Annotated in this window: 19 protein-coding genes; 6 read left to right on the top strand and 13 right to left on the bottom strand. The window is 71.8% G+C overall.

The window, feature by feature from the left end; translation table 11 throughout:
* Window positions 1–6: 6 nt before the first annotated feature.
* The 5 genes from AC0HI0_RS33540 to AC0HI0_RS33520 form a co-directional block, all read right to left on the bottom strand.
* A complete protein-coding gene (locus AC0HI0_RS33540) occupies window positions 7–720 on the bottom strand; it encodes a DedA family protein (protein ID WP_480927482.1) in 714 nt (237 codons plus the stop codon).
* A 9-nt stretch (window positions 721–729) separates the two neighbouring features.
* The gene (locus AC0HI0_RS33535) at window positions 730–924 is read right to left on the bottom strand and encodes a hypothetical protein (RefSeq protein ID WP_480927481.1); all 195 of its coding nucleotides are present in this window, start codon (window positions 922–924) and stop codon (window positions 730–732) included.
* A gap of 4 nt (window positions 925–928) precedes the next feature.
* A complete protein-coding gene (gene nagA, locus AC0HI0_RS33530; protein WP_480927480.1) occupies window positions 929–2,080 on the bottom strand; it encodes an N-acetylglucosamine-6-phosphate deacetylase in 1,152 nt (383 codons plus the stop codon).
* The gene (locus AC0HI0_RS33525) at window positions 2,077–2,991 is read right to left on the bottom strand and encodes an ROK family protein (protein ID WP_480927479.1); all 915 of its coding nucleotides are present in this window, start codon (window positions 2,989–2,991) and stop codon (window positions 2,077–2,079) included. Before AC0HI0_RS33525 ends, nagA begins: the two co-directional genes overlap by 4 nt.
* 242 nt (window positions 2,992–3,233) lie before the next feature.
* Window positions 3,234–3,812 carry a SigE family RNA polymerase sigma factor gene (locus AC0HI0_RS33520; RefSeq protein ID WP_480927478.1) on the bottom strand — a complete coding sequence of 193 codons (579 nt, stop codon included), beginning with the start codon at window positions 3,810–3,812 and terminating at the stop codon, window positions 3,234–3,236.
* A gap of 66 nt (window positions 3,813–3,878) precedes the next feature.
* On the opposite strand from AC0HI0_RS33520, the gene AC0HI0_RS33515 reads away from it, so the two are divergent.
* Entirely contained in the window at window positions 3,879–4,163 is a 285-nt protein-coding gene (locus tag AC0HI0_RS33515) for a YciI family protein (protein WP_480927477.1), read from the top strand.
* Here AC0HI0_RS33515 and AC0HI0_RS33510 read toward each other — a convergent pair.
* Window positions 4,160–5,077, bottom strand: a complete 918-nt coding sequence (locus tag AC0HI0_RS33510; protein WP_480927476.1) for an SDR family oxidoreductase — start codon at window positions 5,075–5,077, stop codon at window positions 4,160–4,162. The genes AC0HI0_RS33515 and AC0HI0_RS33510 overlap by 4 nt on opposite strands.
* Window positions 5,078–5,114: 37 nt before the next feature.
* Window positions 5,115–6,053 carry an aldo/keto reductase gene (locus AC0HI0_RS33505; RefSeq protein ID WP_480927475.1) on the bottom strand — a complete coding sequence of 313 codons (939 nt, stop codon included), beginning with the start codon at window positions 6,051–6,053 and terminating at the stop codon, window positions 5,115–5,117.
* Window positions 6,054–6,164: 111 nt separating this feature from the next.
* Between AC0HI0_RS33505 and AC0HI0_RS33500 the strand changes: the two genes are divergently transcribed.
* Window positions 6,165–6,992 (top strand): TIGR03620 family F420-dependent LLM class oxidoreductase, encoded by an 828-nt coding sequence (locus AC0HI0_RS33500; protein WP_480927474.1) that lies wholly within the window; start codon window positions 6,165–6,167, stop codon window positions 6,990–6,992.
* 49 nt (window positions 6,993–7,041) lie between these two features.
* Here the strand turns inward: AC0HI0_RS33500 and AC0HI0_RS33495 are convergent, their stop codons facing one another.
* Window positions 7,042–7,326: a DUF427 domain-containing protein gene (locus AC0HI0_RS33495; RefSeq protein ID WP_480927473.1), complete on the bottom strand. Its 285-nt coding sequence runs from the start codon at window positions 7,324–7,326 to the stop codon at window positions 7,042–7,044.
* A gap of 95 nt (window positions 7,327–7,421) precedes the next feature.
* On the opposite strand from AC0HI0_RS33495, the gene fbaA reads away from it, so the two are divergent.
* Window positions 7,422–8,456 (top strand): class II fructose-bisphosphate aldolase, encoded by a 1,035-nt coding sequence (fbaA, locus tag AC0HI0_RS33490; RefSeq protein ID WP_480927472.1) that lies wholly within the window; start codon window positions 7,422–7,424, stop codon window positions 8,454–8,456.
* 77 nt (window positions 8,457–8,533) lie between these two features.
* On the opposite strand, the gene AC0HI0_RS33485 is transcribed toward fbaA, so the two are convergent.
* Window positions 8,534–9,718, bottom strand: coding sequence for a serine hydrolase domain-containing protein (locus tag AC0HI0_RS33485; protein WP_480927471.1), 1,185 nt, complete (start codon window positions 9,716–9,718; stop codon window positions 8,534–8,536).
* Between the two features lie 85 nt (window positions 9,719–9,803).
* The gene (locus AC0HI0_RS33480) at window positions 9,804–10,940 is read right to left on the bottom strand and encodes a hypothetical protein (protein WP_480927470.1); all 1,137 of its coding nucleotides are present in this window, start codon (window positions 10,938–10,940) and stop codon (window positions 9,804–9,806) included.
* Between the two features lie 313 nt (window positions 10,941–11,253).
* Here AC0HI0_RS33480 and AC0HI0_RS33475 point away from each other — a divergent pair, with 313 nt between their 5' ends.
* Together AC0HI0_RS33475 and AC0HI0_RS33470 are read left to right on the top strand one after the other, a co-directional pair.
* The gene (locus AC0HI0_RS33475) at window positions 11,254–11,661 is read left to right on the top strand and encodes a DUF3151 domain-containing protein (protein WP_480927469.1); all 408 of its coding nucleotides are present in this window, start codon (window positions 11,254–11,256) and stop codon (window positions 11,659–11,661) included.
* 12 nt (window positions 11,662–11,673) lie between these two features.
* On the top strand, window positions 11,674–12,807 hold the full coding sequence (locus AC0HI0_RS33470) for an FUSC family protein (protein WP_480927468.1): 1,134 nt from the start codon (window positions 11,674–11,676) through the stop codon (window positions 12,805–12,807).
* On the opposite strand, the gene AC0HI0_RS33465 is transcribed toward AC0HI0_RS33470, so the two are convergent.
* The 3 genes from AC0HI0_RS33465 to AC0HI0_RS33455 all read right to left on the bottom strand — a co-directional run bounded on the left by AC0HI0_RS33465 (window position 12,804) and on the right by AC0HI0_RS33455 (window position 14,475).
* A complete protein-coding gene (locus AC0HI0_RS33465; protein WP_480927467.1) occupies window positions 12,804–13,052 on the bottom strand; it encodes a hypothetical protein in 249 nt (82 codons plus the stop codon). The two genes, AC0HI0_RS33470 and AC0HI0_RS33465, sit on opposite strands and share 4 nt — an antisense overlap.
* Window positions 13,052–13,690 carry an HNH endonuclease family protein gene (locus tag AC0HI0_RS33460; protein WP_480927466.1) on the bottom strand — a complete coding sequence of 213 codons (639 nt, stop codon included), beginning with the start codon at window positions 13,688–13,690 and terminating at the stop codon, window positions 13,052–13,054. Before AC0HI0_RS33460 ends, AC0HI0_RS33465 begins: the two co-directional genes overlap by 1 nt.
* 107 nt (window positions 13,691–13,797) lie before the next feature.
* Window positions 13,798–14,475, bottom strand: coding sequence for a hypothetical protein (locus tag AC0HI0_RS33455; protein ID WP_480927465.1), 678 nt, complete (start codon window positions 14,473–14,475; stop codon window positions 13,798–13,800).
* Window positions 14,476–14,561: 86 nt separating this feature from the next.
* Between AC0HI0_RS33455 and AC0HI0_RS33450 the strand changes: the two genes are divergently transcribed.
* On the top strand, window positions 14,562–15,851 hold the full coding sequence (locus AC0HI0_RS33450) for an adenylosuccinate synthase (protein ID WP_480927464.1): 1,290 nt from the start codon (window positions 14,562–14,564) through the stop codon (window positions 15,849–15,851).
* Window positions 15,852–15,899 lie beyond the last annotated feature (48 nt).

Raw genomic sequence — 15,899 nt, 5'->3', positions numbered from 1 at the left:
GGCGGATCAGTCGATGCGCTTGAACTGCTGGGTGATGTCGTCGGCCTCCTGGGCGAGCAGCGCCTTCTTCTCCCGCCGGGCCTTGATCACCTCGATGACGATCGGCACCACCGAGATCAGCACGATCAGGATGAGCATCATCTCGATGTTGTTGCGCACGAACGGGATCTGGCCCAGGAAGTAGCCCAGCACGGTCAGCCCGGCCGCCCACGCGATGCCGCCGATGAAGGAGTAGGTGAAGTACTTGCGCGGGTCCATCCGGCCCACGCCCGCCATCGCGGTGATGAACGTCCGCACGATCGGCACGAACCGGGCCATCACGATCGCCCGCGCGCCGTACTTCTCGAAGAAGCCGTGCGTCTTCTCGACGTACTCCTGCTTGAAGATCTTGGACTCCGGCTTGCTGAACAGCGCCGGTCCGGCGCGGTAGCCGATCCCGTAGCCCACCACGTTGCCCAGCATCGCGCAGGCGGTGACCAGCAGGCACACCAGCCACAACGGGTAGTCCAGCAGGCCGTTGGCGACGAACAGGCCCGCCGTGAACAGCAGCGAGTCACCGGGCAGGAAGAACCCCACCAACAGGCCGCACTCGGCGAAGATGATGAAGCACAGGCCGAACAGCATGTACCCCCCCAGCCCCTGGAGGAGTACCTGCGGGTCCAGCCACTCCGGGCCGAGGGCGAGCGAGGTGGAGGCGTTCGCGAACGTCACCCGAACCACGGTACAGGCTTAACGCAGGGTGATTACCGCCACGACCGTCCCGGCGGCCAGGCCCAGCAGCACCGCGATCATCAGCACCCAGCCCGCGCCCAGCGCCGGCCGGACCGGCCTGCCCGGCGCGGACGGGGGCACGGGCAGTCCGCCGGTGCTGGTGGCCTGCGCGCGCAACGCGTCGGCCACCAGCCGCTCCTGGTCGTCGGGCACCCGGTCAGTCTTTCACCCAGGCGCCCTGGCTCATCACCTCGCGCGGCTTGAACTCCGCGTCCAGCACCACGAGGTCGGCGGCCAGACCGGCCCGGATCTCGCCCGCGGCGATGCCCAGCAGCTGCGCGGGGCGGGTCGACGCGGCGTAGACCGCCTCCTGGACGGTCAGCCCGCAGGACGTGACGGCGTTGCGGAACGCCGCGTCCATGGTGAGCGTGCTGCCGGCCAGCGACGCGCCGCCCGCGAGCGTCGGCACGCCGTCCACGACGCGGACTTCGAGCCCGCCCACGTCGTACACGCCGTCGCCCACGCCCGCCGCCGCGATGGCGTCGGTGATCAGCACCGTCCGGCCGACGCCGGCGTGCCGGGCGGCCAGCCGCACCGTCGTCGGGTGCAGGTGCACCAGGTCGCAGATCAGCTCGACGGTGACCCGCTCGTCGTCCAGCAGCGCGCCGATCGGGCCCGGTTCCCGGTGGTGCAGCGGGCGCATCCCGTTGAACAGGTGCGTCGCCACCCTCGCTCCGGCCTCCACGGCGGGCCGGATCTGGGCTTCGGTCGCGTCCGTGTGGCCGATCGCGGCCAGGACATCGTTGTCGACCAACTGGCGCACCGCGTCCACACCGTGCTCCAGCTCCGGCGCGACGGTCACCATCCGGACCATCCCGCGACCGGCTTTGAGCAGCTGGTCGACGGAATCGCGGTCCGGTGCGCACAGGATGGCGGGGTCGTGTGCGCCGCAGCGGGCCGCGGACAGGAACGGTCCTTCGAGGTGGATGCCCTGCACGACGCCGTCCTCGACCAGTTCGGTCAGCGCCTTCACCTGGTCGGCCAGCTCCGGGATCGGGCGGGACACCAGGCTCGCGAGCAGGGTCGTCGTGCCGTGCCGGCGGTGCGCGGCGGCGGCCTTGCGCACCCGTTCCGGATCGGCGTTGGTGAACGCCTCCCCACCGCCGCCGTGGCAGTGGATGTCGACGAAGCCCGGCACCAGCCAGTCCCCGCCGAGATCGGTGGTCGGGCCGTCCGGCGGCGCCCCCTCACCGACCGCGACGATCAGGCCGTCGCGCACCGCTGCCCAGCCGTGGTCGAGCACCCCGTCGGGCGTGACGACCCGACCACCGGTCAGGGCCACGTCCACCGGTCCACCCCACGTGCTCATCTCTCCTCCAGCATGTCGATGGCCAGCAACGCGGCCCCGAGGCACCCGGCCTCGTCGCCCAACGCCGCCAGCCGCAGTTCCGGACGCCGCTGGAACGTGATCAACCCGTCCAGCCGGTCCCGCAACGGGTCCACCAGCAGCGGGCCGGCCAGCGCGAGACCGCCGCCCAACACCACCGCCTCGGGCCCCAGTAGAGCCGCTACCAGCAGAATGCCCCGGGCGAGGGCGTCCACCGCCTCCTGCCACACGGTCACCGCGTCCGGGTCGCCCGCTCGGACCAGTGCGGCCACGTCCGCCGCGCCGCGGACCGGCTTGCCGGTCCGCTCGGAATACCGGCGGGCGATGGCCGCCGATGACGCCCGCGCCTCGACACAACCCGTTTGGCCGCAGCCGCACGGGTCGCCGTGCCCGACGTCGACGTGGCCGATCTCGCCCACGCTGCCGTCGCCGCGGTAGATCCGCCCGTCCAGGACGAGCGCCGCCGCGATGCCGGTGCCGATCGGCATGATCACCGCGTTCTGGAGGCCCCGCGCGTTCCCGATGCGCAGCTCGGCGAGCCCTCCGGCCCGCACGTCGTGCCCGAACGCGGTCTTCAGCCCGGTGCGGGCCTCGACCTCCTTCACGAACGGGTAGTCCTGCCACCCGAGGTTGGCGGAGTACACCCCGATGCCGTTGTCCTCGTCCACGACACCGGGCACCACCAGCCCCACGGCCTCGATCTCGGCGTCGCCGCCCGCACGCAGGTCCTCGACCAGCGAGGCCACATCGTCGACCACGGCCTCGGCGTCGCGGGTCGTCGCCCGCCGCCGTTGCCGGACCGCCCGGACGTCGAGGGCCGTCCCGGCCACCAGGGCAGCCTTGGTCTCCGTACCGCCGACGTCGACGGCTATCACGTGTCTAGTGCGCGCCACGAGGTCCGATAGTGCGGCATCCAACCACCATTGGTCTATACCAAGTGCCCGATTCCCCCACCCGGTACACGTCCGCCCACCCTTCGCACCCGCTTGACAGCCGCTCGCGGCCGGGTTTGTCCGGTGAGCGGACACCGACCGCCCGCCGGCCGGGTCCGCCGTCCACCCCGGACGGGGGCCGGGCGCGCGAAAAGGCGCGCGGACCCGTCTCACGGGTGCGCGCGCCGGCGGAGCGGGAGCGGCTAGCGGCCGGCCATGATCTTCTGGAGGGCGTCCAGCGCCCGGCTCGCGGTGCTCTTGACGGTGCCCTTGGAGATCCCGGTCGCCTCGGCGATCTCCGCCTCGGACAGGTCGCCGTAGTACCGCAGGACGAGCACCTCGCGCTGGCGCGGCGGCAGCTGCGAGAGCGCCGCGACGACCGCCTGGTGCTCGGCCGTGAGCATGGCCAGGCTCTCCGCGGAACGCGCGTTCGCGACGTGCGGCGGGGTGTAGTCGCGGGCGGTCTTGCGGCGGCGCAGCACGCTGCGGGACCCGTTGACCACCGCGGTGCGCAGGTAGCCGACGGCCGCCTGGGCGTCGCGCAGGTTCGACCAGTTGCGGTGCAGCCCGGTGAACGCCTCCTGCACCACGTCCTCGGCCGTCGCGGGCTCGTCCACCAGCAGCAGCGCGAGCCGCACCAGCCGCATCCGGTGTTGCCGGTACAGGTCCTCCAAGGTCAGCGGACCGGACGGCGCCGGTGCCACGCCGTCCTGGATGCGCAGGTTCGTCAGCGTGTCCTGCACACGCGCGATGCCGCCGCTGTTCTGCTCCGAACCGACCACGGAAATGACGGTACCTGGTCGACCGGTAGCTTCGGGCGCAGCGTAGGCGTCTCGCGGAGGTGGACTGTGGCCAGGTTCGTGGTCGAGCTGGTGTTCGGGGACAACGTGGACGATCGGCTGGCGGTCCGGCCCGCGCACCGGGACTACCTGGCGACCCTGGTCGACCAGGGCAGGCTCCTGGTGTCCGGTCCGTACACCGACCAGTCCGGCGCGGTGCTGGTGTACGAGGTCGCGGACGAGGCCGAGCTGCGCGAGGTGCTGGCCGCCGACCCGTACACGCCCGCCGGCGTGGTCGCCGAGACGCGCGTGCACGAGTGGCAGACCGTCCTGGGCAGCTGGTTGGAGAACTAACGCCGCTCGGCGCTGTCGCGCACACCGGCGGCCTGTCCCCCTGGTCCGACCAGGCCGGACCGGCCGCCGTCGGCCATCTCCCGGTCCGCGGCGGGGATCCGGCTCGCCGCCTGCCGGTCGACCACCCGGGGCGTGAGCGCGCGCAAGAGCTTGAGCCCGCCGACCCAGCCGGGCACGTGCAGCGCCTTGGACCGCTTCTCGATCCCGCGCACGACCGCGCGACCGACCGCCGAGACGGGGTACTTGCGGCCGGCCGGTCCGGGCATCCCGCTGCGCATCGGCCCGAACACCGGGTGCTCGTCGGCGCTGTCGACCATGTCGGTGGAGATCCACGAGAAGTACGCGACGCCGACGTCGACGCCCAGGTGCCGCACCTCGGCGCGCAGGCTGTCCGCGAACGCCTCGCAGCCCGCCTTGGCCGCCGAGTAGGCCGCGTTGCCGGGGATGTGCACGATGGCCGCCAGCGACGACACCACCAGGCAGTAGCCGCGGCTCGCGACCAAATGCGGCAGGCAGGTCCGCACGGTCCGCCACACGCCGAGCAGGTTGACCTCGATGACCCGCTCGAACGCGGCCGGGTCCATGGACCGGACGAACCCGGTCGCCGCGACGCCCGCGTTGGCCACCACGACGTCGATCCCGCCGAAGTGCTCGACCACGCCGGCCACCGCGGTCTCCAGCGCCCGCCAGTCGGTGACGTCGGCCTCCCAGGCCCGGCCGCCGCACTGCTCGGCGACCTCGCGGAGCCGGTCGCCCTCCAGCCCGACCAGCGCGAGCCGCGCGCCCTTGGCCGCCAGCCGCCGGGCCACCTCCGCACCGATCCCCCGAGCCGCGCCGGTGATCAGCACGACCTTGCCCGCAACGTCCACGGTGACCTCCTCGAACGGGTTCGCCAGGAGGTCACCGTAACGCAACTTACCGCGAGTAAGCTACTGCTGAGTCAAGTAGATTTCAGGCGTCGCTCGCCGCCGTCAGCCGGGCGATCTCGTCCGCCTTCAGCTCCAGGTCGAGCGCCGGCAGCAGGTCCGCGAGCTGCTCGGCGGTCCGCGCGCTGGCGATCGGCGCGGCCACCGTCGGCTGGGCCGCCAGCCACGCCAGCGCGGTCGCCGCCACCGTCGTGTCGTGCGCCGCCGCCACCTCGTCCAGCACGCCCAGCACCCGCAGGCCGCGCTCGTCCAGGTAGGCCGACGCGGCCTTCGCGCGCACGCTGTCGACCGCCACCCCCGGCCGGTACTTCCCGGTCAGGAAGCCGCGCGCGAGCGACCAGTAGGGCGCGGTCGACAGGCCCGCCGCCGTCACCGCCGCCGACAGCTCGCCCTCGTACGACCGCTCCAGCAGGTTGTAGTGCTGCTGGAGCGCCACGTACTTCGGCAGGCCCTCCCGCTCGGCCGCGGCCAGCGCCGAGGTCAGCCGCTCGGCGGTGAAGTTCGACGCCGCGACGTGCCGCACCTTGCCCGCCTTGATCAGCGCGTCGAACGCCGCCAGCGTCTCCTCCTGCGGCGTGTCCAGGTCGTCCTGGTGGGCGTAGTACAGGTCGATGTGGTCCACGCCGAGCCGGCGCAGCGAGTTCTCCGCCGCGGTGGCGATGGTGTCCGCGCGCAGGTTGTCCAGGCCGCCCACCTCCAGCATCCCGACCTTGGTGGCGATGATCACCCGGTCCCGCCCGCCGCGCGACCGCAGCCAGTTGCCGATCACCGTCTCCGACTCGCCGCCCGCGTGCCCGTCGGCCCAGGCCGAGTAGACGTCGGCGGTGTCCACGAAGTTGCCGCCGGCCGCGACGTAGGCGTCCAGCACGGCGAACGAGTCGTCCTCGCCGGCGGTCCACCCGAACACGTTCCCGCCCAGGCACAGCCGCGACACGTCGAGGTCGCCGGTTCCCAGATTCGTCATGGGGCGAACGTAACCCGGCGACCTGCGGTCGCGCCGAACGTCACAGCCAGGACTAAATGGTGGGACCCACCGGTTGCCTGTGGTCGAACGCGTAGTCCGAGAGGGGCCGAAATGACCGTTGAGCTGGGCAGGTACGGGGTGTGGGCACTCGCGGCGCGCTGGGACGGTCGCGCGGAGCGCGCGGCCGAGCTGGAAGAACTGGGTTTCGGCACGTTGTGGCTGGGTGGCGCCCCCGACGGCGGGGTGCTCGGCCTGGTCGGCGAGCTGCTCGGCGCGACCGACCGGCTGGTCGTCGCGACCGGCATCCTCAACGTGTGGACCACCCCGGCGGCCGAGGTCAACGCGGGCTACCGGGACCTGGCGTGGACCGATCGGTTCCTGGTCGGCGTCGGCGCGGGCCACCGGGAGAGCGTGGGTGAGGTGTATCACAGCCCCTACCAGAAGCTCGTGCACTACCTCGACGAACTCGACGTCCCGCGCGACCGGCTGGCCCTGGCCGCGCTCGGCCCCCGCGTGCTCCGGCTGGCCGCCGCGCGCACCAGCGTCGCGCACCCGTACCTGGTCACGCCCGAGTACACCGCGCGGGCACGGGAGGAGATCGGGGCGGCCACCGTGCTCGCCCCCGAGCAGCACGTGGTGCTGGAGGAGGACGCGCCGAAGGCGCGGGAGGTCGGCCGGGAGAACCTGGCGCGCTACCTCGCGCTGGAGAACTACACCAGGAACTGGCTGCGCGGCGGCTTCACCGAGGACGACCTGCGCGACGGCGGCAGCGACCGGCTGGTCGACGCGCTGGTCGCGTGGGGTCCGGTGGACCGGGTCGCGCGCCGGCTGCGGGAGCACCACGAGGCGGGCGCGGACCACGTGTCCGTGCAGGTCCTGGGCGACCGGCTGGAGGACTCCGCGCAGTTCCGCGACCTGGCCGCGGCCCTGGCCGACTAGCGCGGTCGGGGGCGGTCCCGGTGTCCCGGCGGACCGCCCCCGCGCGCCCTCAGTCGGAGATCTCGACGCCCTTCCAGAACGCGATGTGGTCCTTGATCCCGGCCGCCGCGTCCTTGGGCTCCGCGTAGTACCACGCGGCGTCGGGGTTCTCCTCGCCGTTGACGTGCAGGGTGTAGTAGTTCGCGGTGCCCTTCCACGAGCACACGGACGTGGTGTCCGATGGCCGCAGGTACTGGGCGTGCACCGCCTCCAGGGGGAAGTAGTGGTTCCCCTCCACAATCTCGGTCTGGTCGCTCTCGGCGATGATCTCGCCGTTCCACCGTGCGATCGCCATGGCTCCACTATGCAGGTGATCAACTTCGCCCGCCGGGCGGTGCCCGTAGGATGCTGCGCGACACCGCGTTCCGGGCACCCGAGGAGGACCACACGATGCCCATCGCAACCCCCGAGGTCTACGCCGAGATGCTTGACCGGGCGAAGGCGAACGAGTTCGCCTACCCCGCGATCAACGTCACCTCGTCCGAAACCCTCAACGCGGCCCTGCGCGGCTTCGCGGAGGCCGAGAGCGACGGGATCATCCAGGTCTCGACCGGTGGTGCCGAGTTCGCGTCCGGCACCAAGGTCAAGGACATGGTCACCGGAGCGGTGGCGCTGGCGGAGTTCGCGCACGTGGTCGCCGAGAAGTACCCGGTGAACATCGCGCTGCACACCGACCACTGCCCCAAGGACAAGCTCGACGGCTTCGTCCGCCCGCTGGTCGCGATCAGCCAGGAGCGCGTCGACCGCGGCCTGAACCCGCTGTTCCAGTCCCACATGTGGGACGGCTCGGCGGTGCCGCTGGACGAGAACCTGAAGATCGCCACCGACCTGCTGGACGCCACCGCCAAGGCGCGGATCATCCTGGAGATCGAGATCGGCGTCGTCGGCGGCGAGGAGGACGGCGTCGCCAACGAGATCAACGACAAGCTCTACACCACGCCCGAGGACTACCTGAAGACGGTGGAGGCCCTCGGCACCGGTGAGCGGGGCCGCTACCTGGTCGCCGCGACCTTCGGCAACGTGCACGGCGTGTACAAGCCGGGCAACGTGAAGCTCCGCCCGGAGATCCTCAAGCAGGGCCAGGACGTGGTGGCCGAGAAGCTCGGCCTGCCGGCCGGCGCCAAGCCGTTCGACCTGGTGTTCCACGGCGGCTCCGGCTCGCTGCTGGAGGAGATCCACGAGGCGCTCACGTACGGCGTGATCAAGATGAACATCGACACCGACACGCAGTACGCGTTCACCCGCCCGATCGTGGGCCACTTCTTCACCAACTACGACGGCGTGCTGAAGGTGGACGGCGAGGTCGGCAACAAGAAGGTCTACGACCCGCGCAGCTACCTGAAGGCGGCCGAGCAGGGCATGGCGGCCCGCATCGCGCAGGCGTGCGAGCACCTGAAGTCCTCCGGTCGGATGATCGCCGGCTGACGCCCCGCGACCGACGAGCAGCGCCCGACCGGGGTTCCGGTCGGGCGCTGCCGCGTTCTTCGAACTCCGCCGGGCCGTCAGGACTTGCCGTACATCCGGCACACGGCGGCCTCAAGGAGTTCGTCCTGCGCCGCTGCGGCGTCCGGGGCGCGCAGCGCGTACGTCGTGGTGGCCAGGATGTTCAGCGTGCGCCTCCCGGTGGCGTCGGCGTAGTTGTGGCTGCGGTAGCCGGGGAAGCCGCCGGAGTGGCCCCACACCGTGCCGCACGGCGTGTTGATCTGCATGACGCCCAGGCCGTAGCCGTTCTTGGACGTCCCGCCCTGCGGCACCGCCGTGCGCAGTTCCGCGAGTTGCGCGGCGGGCAGCAGCCGGCCGGACATCAGCGCGGACAGGAACCGGTTCCAGTCCCCCGTGGTGGACACCAACCCGCCCGCCGCCCACGCCGGGCTGAGGTTGATCGCGCTGGTGTCCACGTGCTCGTGGTGCTGCGGCCCGGCGAACCCGTCGCCGATCGGCGTGCCCGGCGGGAACAGCAGGGCCAGGTGCGCGGCGTCCGGCTCGTAGCCCACGGCGTGCCAGCCGCGGAACCCGGCGTCGGTCGGCAGGTAGGTGTCCTTGAGCCGCAACGGCTTGATGATCCGGTCCCGGACCAGGTCGGGGTAGCGCGCGCCGGCGACCTTCTCCAGCACCAAGCCCAACAGGATGTAGTTGGTGTTGCTGTAGCTCCACTGCGCGCCGGGCGTCGGGAACACCGGCGGGTGGGCGAACGCCACGGCCAGCAGCGCGGCGGGCGGCCACGGGCGCGGGTCGCGACCGGTGAGCATGCCGAGCGTGGCCGGGTCGTTGAGGAAGTCGAACAGGCCGCTGGTCTGGTTGAGCAGCATCCGCAGGGTGATCGCGGACCCGTTGGGCACCACGCCCGGCAGCCACCGCTCGACCGGGTCGTCGAGGCCGGCGCGGCCCTCGGCGACCAGTTGCAGCAGGATCGTCGCGGTCACCGTCTTGGTGTTGGACGCCATCCGGAACTCGTCGTCCAGGCGCAGCCGGTGGTCGGCCACCGTCCACGGCGCCTGCCGCACGATCTCCACCGGCCGGCCGCGACCGTCGTCCACGCGCACCGCGACACCGGGCACGCCGGCGTCGGAGAACTGCCGCACCGCTTGGGAAAGTCGGGACGGCGCGGCTTGGGCCACGCCGACCGTCGACACCGCGACCGCCACCGCCAGGACGGCGGCGGTCAACGCGTGGAATCTTCTCGTCATCAGGGGATCCCCCAGGATCGGTCGGAAGGACGTGACCAATCCTGGGGAATTCCACGCGATCCGGGAGCCCGGCCGGCACCCGTTGTCAGCGGGGGCTTGAGCCCACCTCCGCAGGGCGGGCAGACCCCGGGGCCCAGCGCCGCGCCACGACGTCGCCGACCGTCCACAGCGCCGCGAGCACCACGAACGTGATCGCCGCGGAGGCGAACAGGATCGGCGGGGCCGCGTCGGCCTGCTGCTGCAACCAGATGCCGCCGTAGCCCAGGCCCGTCACCGCCGCCGAGCCGAGCAGCGCCGCGACCGGCGCGGGCACCCGGCCCAGGTGGGCGGCGTCCACCGCGAGCCCGATCAGCACCAGGAACACCGGCACCGCCGACAGCGGGAAGTCCGCGCCCGCGAGCAGCGGCCAGATCAGGCACCGGTAGGCCACGTACCCGGCGGCGACCGAGGTGGCCGCCCACGGCCGGCCGATGGTCCGCCGCGCCACCACGAGCACCAGGGCCGCCGCGACCAGGCCCCACACCGGGTACACCCAGTCGGGGATGGGCAGCGAGAACCCGACGATCGACTCGCGGTCCACCGGCCGGCCGATCTGGTCGGCGGCGAACTGGAGCAGGATCGGCTCGGCGTACGGGTCGCCGCGGTCCCAGGACGCGATCTCCAGCACCCCGTACTCCTGGTGCTGGTTGGGGAACCACATGTTCTCCAGGAAGAAGAACCACAACGCGGCCAGGCCCGGCAGCCGCCACCTCGACTCCGGGAACAGCCGGATCCAGCCGCGCAGCGCACCCGCCAGCATGATCGCCGTGCCCAGGTAGAGCAGCGCGTGCGAGCCGCTCCACGAGGTGATGTCCAGGCCGTTGATCCGGTGGTTGATCAGGTCGATGGGCAGCGCCACCAGGAAGATCCCGGTGCCCCACTGCATCAGCCGCAACGACCGCCGGTCCGCGCCGTACCCGGTGTAGGTGTGGAACAGGGTCAGCCCGACGACGATCACCGTGCCGACCGTGTTGATCATGTGCGGCGGCGCGAGTTCGTCGCGCAGCCACTTGAAGTGCCAGGCGACGTCCCACGACGACCCGAGCAGCTTGAGCAGCAGCCCGAGCAGCCACAGCCGGTAGAGCCCGGCGACGAGCGCCGGCGGGGTCGCGCGCCCCGGCTCGCCCCGCTCCCAGTACTGGTCGCGGAACTGCGCGACGCGTTCGGTAACCCCCGTTTTCACCCGAACATGATGCGTCCCGGGTGGGCGGCCGGGAAGGGAGGGCTCCCCTGGTCTTTGCCGAGATGTCCCCTAGGGGCCGGCGGTGACCTGCACGTCCGGGGGCCGTGTGGCGCGAACGGGTGATCGGCGTTGCTCTGCATGGCTCAGCACGGAAGGGTGCTGGCCTGAGAGTTCGCTGAGAACCCGTGATCGGTCCGAGAGCAGCCGGGGAGTGTCAAAGCCATGGGCAAGAGGGTCGTCGCCGGGATCGTGGTGACCGCGGTGGTGCTGGCACTGGTCGCTGCCACCGTCCGGGTATTCCTATCCTGAGCGCATGGACAACCTGCTCGGCCCCGAACCGACGCTGCTGCCCGACCGTCCGGAGGCGCAGTCCGCCGCCGAGGCGGGCACCGACCCGGCCAAGATCGTCCGGGCCTACCCGGACTTCAGCGAAGCCTGGGCGCTGCTCGCCGAACGCGCGTTGCAGACCGGCGACCCGGTGACCGCCTACGCCTTCGCCCGCACCGGCTACCACCGCGGCCTCGACCAGCTGCGCCGCGCCGGCTGGAAGGGCTTCGGCCCGGTGCCGTGGTCGCACCGCGGCAACCAGGGCTTCCTGCGCGCCCTGGCCGCGCTGGCCCGCGCCGCCGACGGCATCGGCGAGACCGAGGAGTACGAGCGCTGCAAGAAGTTCCTCGGCGACAGCGACCCGGCCGCACCCGCCGCGCTCGGCCTGGGCTGATCCGTGGGAGCCGTGCGCGACGAGGTGGTGCGCCGGCTGCAACGCTGGCGCGGCACGGCCCTGCCGATCGGCCAGGCCGCGCTCGCCGCCGGGCTGTCGTGGCTGGTGGCGACCTCCGTCGTCGGCCACGCGCACCCGTTCTTCGCGCCGATCGCCGCCGTCGTCTGCCTGGGCGTCTCGCTCGGGCAGCGGCTGCGGCGGGTGGTGGAACTCGTCGTCGGCGTGTCCGTGGGCGTCGGCGTCGGGGACGTGCTGATCTCGCTGATCGGCTCCGGGCCGTGGCAGATCGCGCTGGTCGTGGCGCTGGCCATGTCCGCGGCCGTGCTGCTCGACGGCGGCGCGGTGATCGCGCTGCAGTCCGGCTCGTCGGCGGTGCTGGTGGCCACCCTGCTGCCGCCCAGCGCCGGCGGCGGCCTGGACCGGATGGTGGACGCGCTGGTCGGCGGCCTGGTCGGGCTGGCGGTGGCGGCGCTGCTGCCGGCGAACCCGCTGACCGTGGCGCACCGGCAGGCCAAGGTCGTGTTCGGCGAGCTGATCACGGCGTTGCGCGACATCGCGACGGCGGTGGCCGAGGAGGACGCCGTGCGGGCGGCGGGCGTGCTGGCCCGGCTGCGGTCCAGCCAGGAGGCCGTGGACGACTTCAAGACCGCGTTGCAGACCGGCGGCGAGATCGCGACCATCGCGCCGATCCGCTGGCGGCGGCGCGACGAGCTGGGCCGCTACCAGGCCACCGCGACGCCGGTCGACTACGCGCTGCGCAACACCCGGGTGCTGGCCCGGCGGGCGCTCGCGGCGCTCGGCGACGGCGAGCGGATGCCGGACAACCTGCCCGAGGTGCTGCGCGAGTACTCCGACGCGCTCGACCTGCTGCGCGTCGAACTGGCCCGCGGCGACGAACCCGTGCGGGCGCGCGCGGCGGTGCGGGACGCCGTGGCGGTGGCCACCACGCACCAGCTCGGCGGCGACGGCTTCTCCACCAGGGTGGTGCTGGCCCAGGTCCGGTCGGTCGCGGTGGACCTGTTGCAGGCCACCGGCCTGTCCCGGGCGGAGGCGGCCGGCTCGCTGCCGCCGCTGAACCGCCGCGCCGACGGCCGGGCGGCCGAACCGTCGCCGCCCCCGGCCGGCGGGGGCGGCGACGACGACTAGCCCAGGGGGCGGTGCAGGACCCCGAGGAGCACCTGGTGCACGCCGGCGTGGTCGCGCGGGTCGGCCACCCGGCACGCGGCTCCGGTCACCGCGTACCACTCGTCCGCACCCTCGTAGCGCACCTTCGCCCGCACGACGCCGTCCACGAACGTCGTGCGCAGCTCCAGGTCGCCCGTGACGACGCCGACCTCGTCGGTCATCACGCCACCGGGCCCGGCCACGATCGGAGACGAGTAGTCCGCCATCAGCACCTTCCGAGCATCGACTGCAACGCGGTCTTCTCGGTGGAGTTCAGCTTGAGGCCCCACCGGTACTTCGTGTGCACCCACATCTTGGCGTACGTGCACCAGTACGAGGTCAGCGGCGGCTTCCAGGCGGCCGGGTCCTGGTCGCCCTTGGACTGGTTGACGTTGTCGGTCACCGCGATGAGCTGCGGGCCGGCCAGGTCGTTGGCGAACTGCTCGCGGCGGGACGTGGTCCACGAGGACGCGCCGGACCGCCACGCCTCGGCCAGCGGCACGACGTGGTCGATGTCCACGTCGGACGCCGCCGACCAGGTCGCGCCGTCGTACGGGCTGAACCAGCGGCCCGAGGTGGCGGCGCACGACGAGTCGGTGACCACGTTCGTGCCGTCCCGCTTGAGCACGGTCTCGCGGGTGTTGCACGCGCCGGAGACGGTGCTCCAGTGCGGGAACTGCTCGCGCGAGTAGCCCGCCATGGACCCCTCGGTCGCCACGGTCAGCGACGCGAGTTCGGAGTTGGCCGTGGCGGTGCTCGGGATGCCGGGCGGCGTGGCGAGCGCGGGTGCGGTCAGGCCGAGGGTGAGGGCACCAGCCAGGAGCAGGGGGATCGAGAATTTGGCGGCTTTGTCAACCGTTGACATAATTCCGACCTTCCTAGTTGGAAGCTGTCGGAATTACCTTGGGCTAATTGTCCTGCCTTCTCAACACCTCTGGGTGACACACCAATGGATGGCGCACAAACCCTTGGTTATCGCAATCCTCGGACCAGCCGCAGATCCTCCGTGTGGCGGTACCAGGTCCACTTGCCCATCGGGCGCGGGTGCGCGACGCCGTCGATCGTCACCTGGACGGGCAGGCAACCGAGTTGGAACGCGCGCCCGGCGGTCGTCTTCACCTTTTTCGTGAACACCCTTTTGTGAATGACGCTCACGAGCAGGCCGAGTCCGTTCTCCGGGTCCGGCGTCACCTCCAGCCGGCTCGCCTGGCCGCGCAGCACCACCACGTCGTCGGCGTACCCGACCCCGCGCACCGGGCCGAGCGACCCGAGGCCGAGCAGCACGCCGCCCACGTCGTCGCGGACCAGCGGGATGCGATCGGGATCACCCGACAGGGCGAGATCCACCGCCCGTCCGGGGTCCGTCGGCAGGCCCCAGAGCCGGGCCACCGCGGAGTCCTCGTCGGTCGGCGCGTAACCCAGCGCGACGTCGGTCAGCCGTTCGGTCCGCAGCAGCCGCAGCACCACGGCGTTCAGGTCGGCATCCGTGCCGTGCACGATGAGACGTGCGTCACCCAAATCCGCGAAAACCGGGTCCACCTCGGCTTTTCCGGGCCTCGCGGGCACTTGGCACACCTCGAACCGGTCACCGTCAGTGATCAACGGCGACTGCGAGTTTCCGCAGGCCAACACGATTCCGCGCACGTTCATCTCCTGGTCTACCCTCAAGCACCGGCAAGTGACGGCTCAGCCGTCGTAGGCTCCGCTCTTACCCGTCGAACCGCTTGGAGTTTCACATGCCGGCCGTAGTGCTGATCGGCGCCCAGTGGGGCGACGAGGGCAAGGGGAAGGCCACCGACCTGCTCGGTGAGCGCGTCCAGTGGGTGGTCCGCTACCAGGGTGGCAACAACGCCGGGCACACGGTCGTGCTGCCCGACGGCCAGAAGTTCGCCCTGCACCTCATCCCCTCCGGCATCCTCACGCCCGGCGTGACCAGCGTGATCGGCAACGGCGTCGTGGTCGACCCCGGGGTGCTGCTCGAAGAGCTGGCCGGCCTCGAAGAGCAGGGCGTGGACACCTCCCGCCTGCTCATCTCCGCCGACGCGCACTTGATCATGCCCTACCACGTGGCGATCGATAAGGTCACCGAGCGCTACCTGGGCAAGGCCAAGATCGGCACCACCGGGCGCGGCATCGGCCCGTGCTACCAGGACAAGATCGCCCGCGTCGGCGTGCGCGCCCAGGACGTGCTGGACGAGAAGATCCTGCGGCAGAAGGTGGAAGCCGCCCTGGACTTCAAGAACCAGGTGCTGGTCAAGGTCTACAACCGCAAGGCGCTGGACCCCGAGCAGGTCGTGGACAGCGTGCTGGAGCACGGCGAGAAGTTCTCCTCCCGCATCGCGGACACCCGCCTGCTGCTCAACCAGGCGCTGGAGCGCGGCGAGACCGTGCTGCTGGAGGGCTCGCAGGGCACCCTGCTCGACGTCGACCACGGCACCTACCCGTTCGTCACCTCGTCGAACCCGACCTCCGGCGGCGCGAGCGCGGGCTCGGGCATCGGGCCGACCCGGATCACCACCGTGATCGGCATCCTCAAGGCGTACACCACCCGCGTCGGCTCCGGCCCGTTCCCGACCGAGCTGAACGACGAGATGGGCGAGCACCTGCGCAAGACCGGCGGCGAGTTCGGCGTCACCACCGGCCGTTCGCGGCGCACCGGCTGGTTCGACGCGGTGATCGCGCGGTACGCGTCGCGGGTCAACGGCATCACCGACTACTTCCTGACCAAGCTGGACGTGCTGTCCGGCCTGGAGAAGGTCCCGGTCTGCGTCGGCTACACGATCGACGGCGAGCGCGTCGACGAGATGCCGATGACGCAGACCGACGTGCACCACGCCGTGCCGGTGTACGAGGAGCTGCCCGGCTGGTTCGAGGACATCAGCCACTGCCGGACGTTCGAGGAGCTGCCCGCGAACGCGCGTTCGTACGTGGAGCACCTGGAATCCATCTCCGGCGCGCGGATCTCCGCGATCGGCGTGGGTCCGGGCCGCGACCAGACGATCGTGCGCCACGACATGCTCGCCTGACCTCCGGTTCCACGTGCCGTTCGCGGTGCGATCGCGTTGAACCCAGTG

The organism is Saccharothrix sp. NBAS 001, assembly GCF_056640475.1.
The sequence above is the reverse complement of the archived record's forward strand: the minus strand, read 5'-3'. Positions and strand labels throughout refer to the sequence as shown.

Excerpts from the sequence above, each read along its gene's own strand:
- nagA (WP_480927480.1), bottom strand. The coding sequence starts at position 2,080 with ATGAGCACGTGGGGTGGACCGGTGGACGTGGCCCTGACCGGTGGTCGG.
- AC0HI0_RS33505 (WP_480927475.1), bottom strand. The coding sequence starts at position 6,053 with ATGACGAATCTGGGAACCGGCGACCTCGACGTGTCGCGGCTGTGCCTG.
- AC0HI0_RS33500 (WP_480927474.1), top strand. The coding sequence starts at position 6,165 with ATGACCGTTGAGCTGGGCAGGTACGGGGTGTGGGCACTCGCGGCGCGC.
- AC0HI0_RS33495 (WP_480927473.1), bottom strand. The coding sequence starts at position 7,326 with ATGGCGATCGCACGGTGGAACGGCGAGATCATCGCCGAGAGCGACCAG.
- fbaA (WP_480927472.1), top strand. The coding sequence starts at position 7,422 with ATGCCCATCGCAACCCCCGAGGTCTACGCCGAGATGCTTGACCGGGCG.
- AC0HI0_RS33485 (WP_480927471.1), bottom strand. The coding sequence starts at position 9,718 with ATGACGAGAAGATTCCACGCGTTGACCGCCGCCGTCCTGGCGGTGGCG.
- AC0HI0_RS33475 (WP_480927469.1), top strand. The coding sequence starts at position 11,254 with ATGGACAACCTGCTCGGCCCCGAACCGACGCTGCTGCCCGACCGTCCG.
- AC0HI0_RS33465 (WP_480927467.1), bottom strand. The coding sequence starts at position 13,052 with ATGGCGGACTACTCGTCTCCGATCGTGGCCGGGCCCGGTGGCGTGATG.
- AC0HI0_RS33460 (WP_480927466.1), bottom strand. The coding sequence starts at position 13,690 with ATGTCAACGGTTGACAAAGCCGCCAAATTCTCGATCCCCCTGCTCCTG.
- AC0HI0_RS33455 (WP_480927465.1), bottom strand. The coding sequence starts at position 14,475 with ATGAACGTGCGCGGAATCGTGTTGGCCTGCGGAAACTCGCAGTCGCCG.
- AC0HI0_RS33450 (WP_480927464.1), top strand. The coding sequence starts at position 14,562 with ATGCCGGCCGTAGTGCTGATCGGCGCCCAGTGGGGCGACGAGGGCAAG.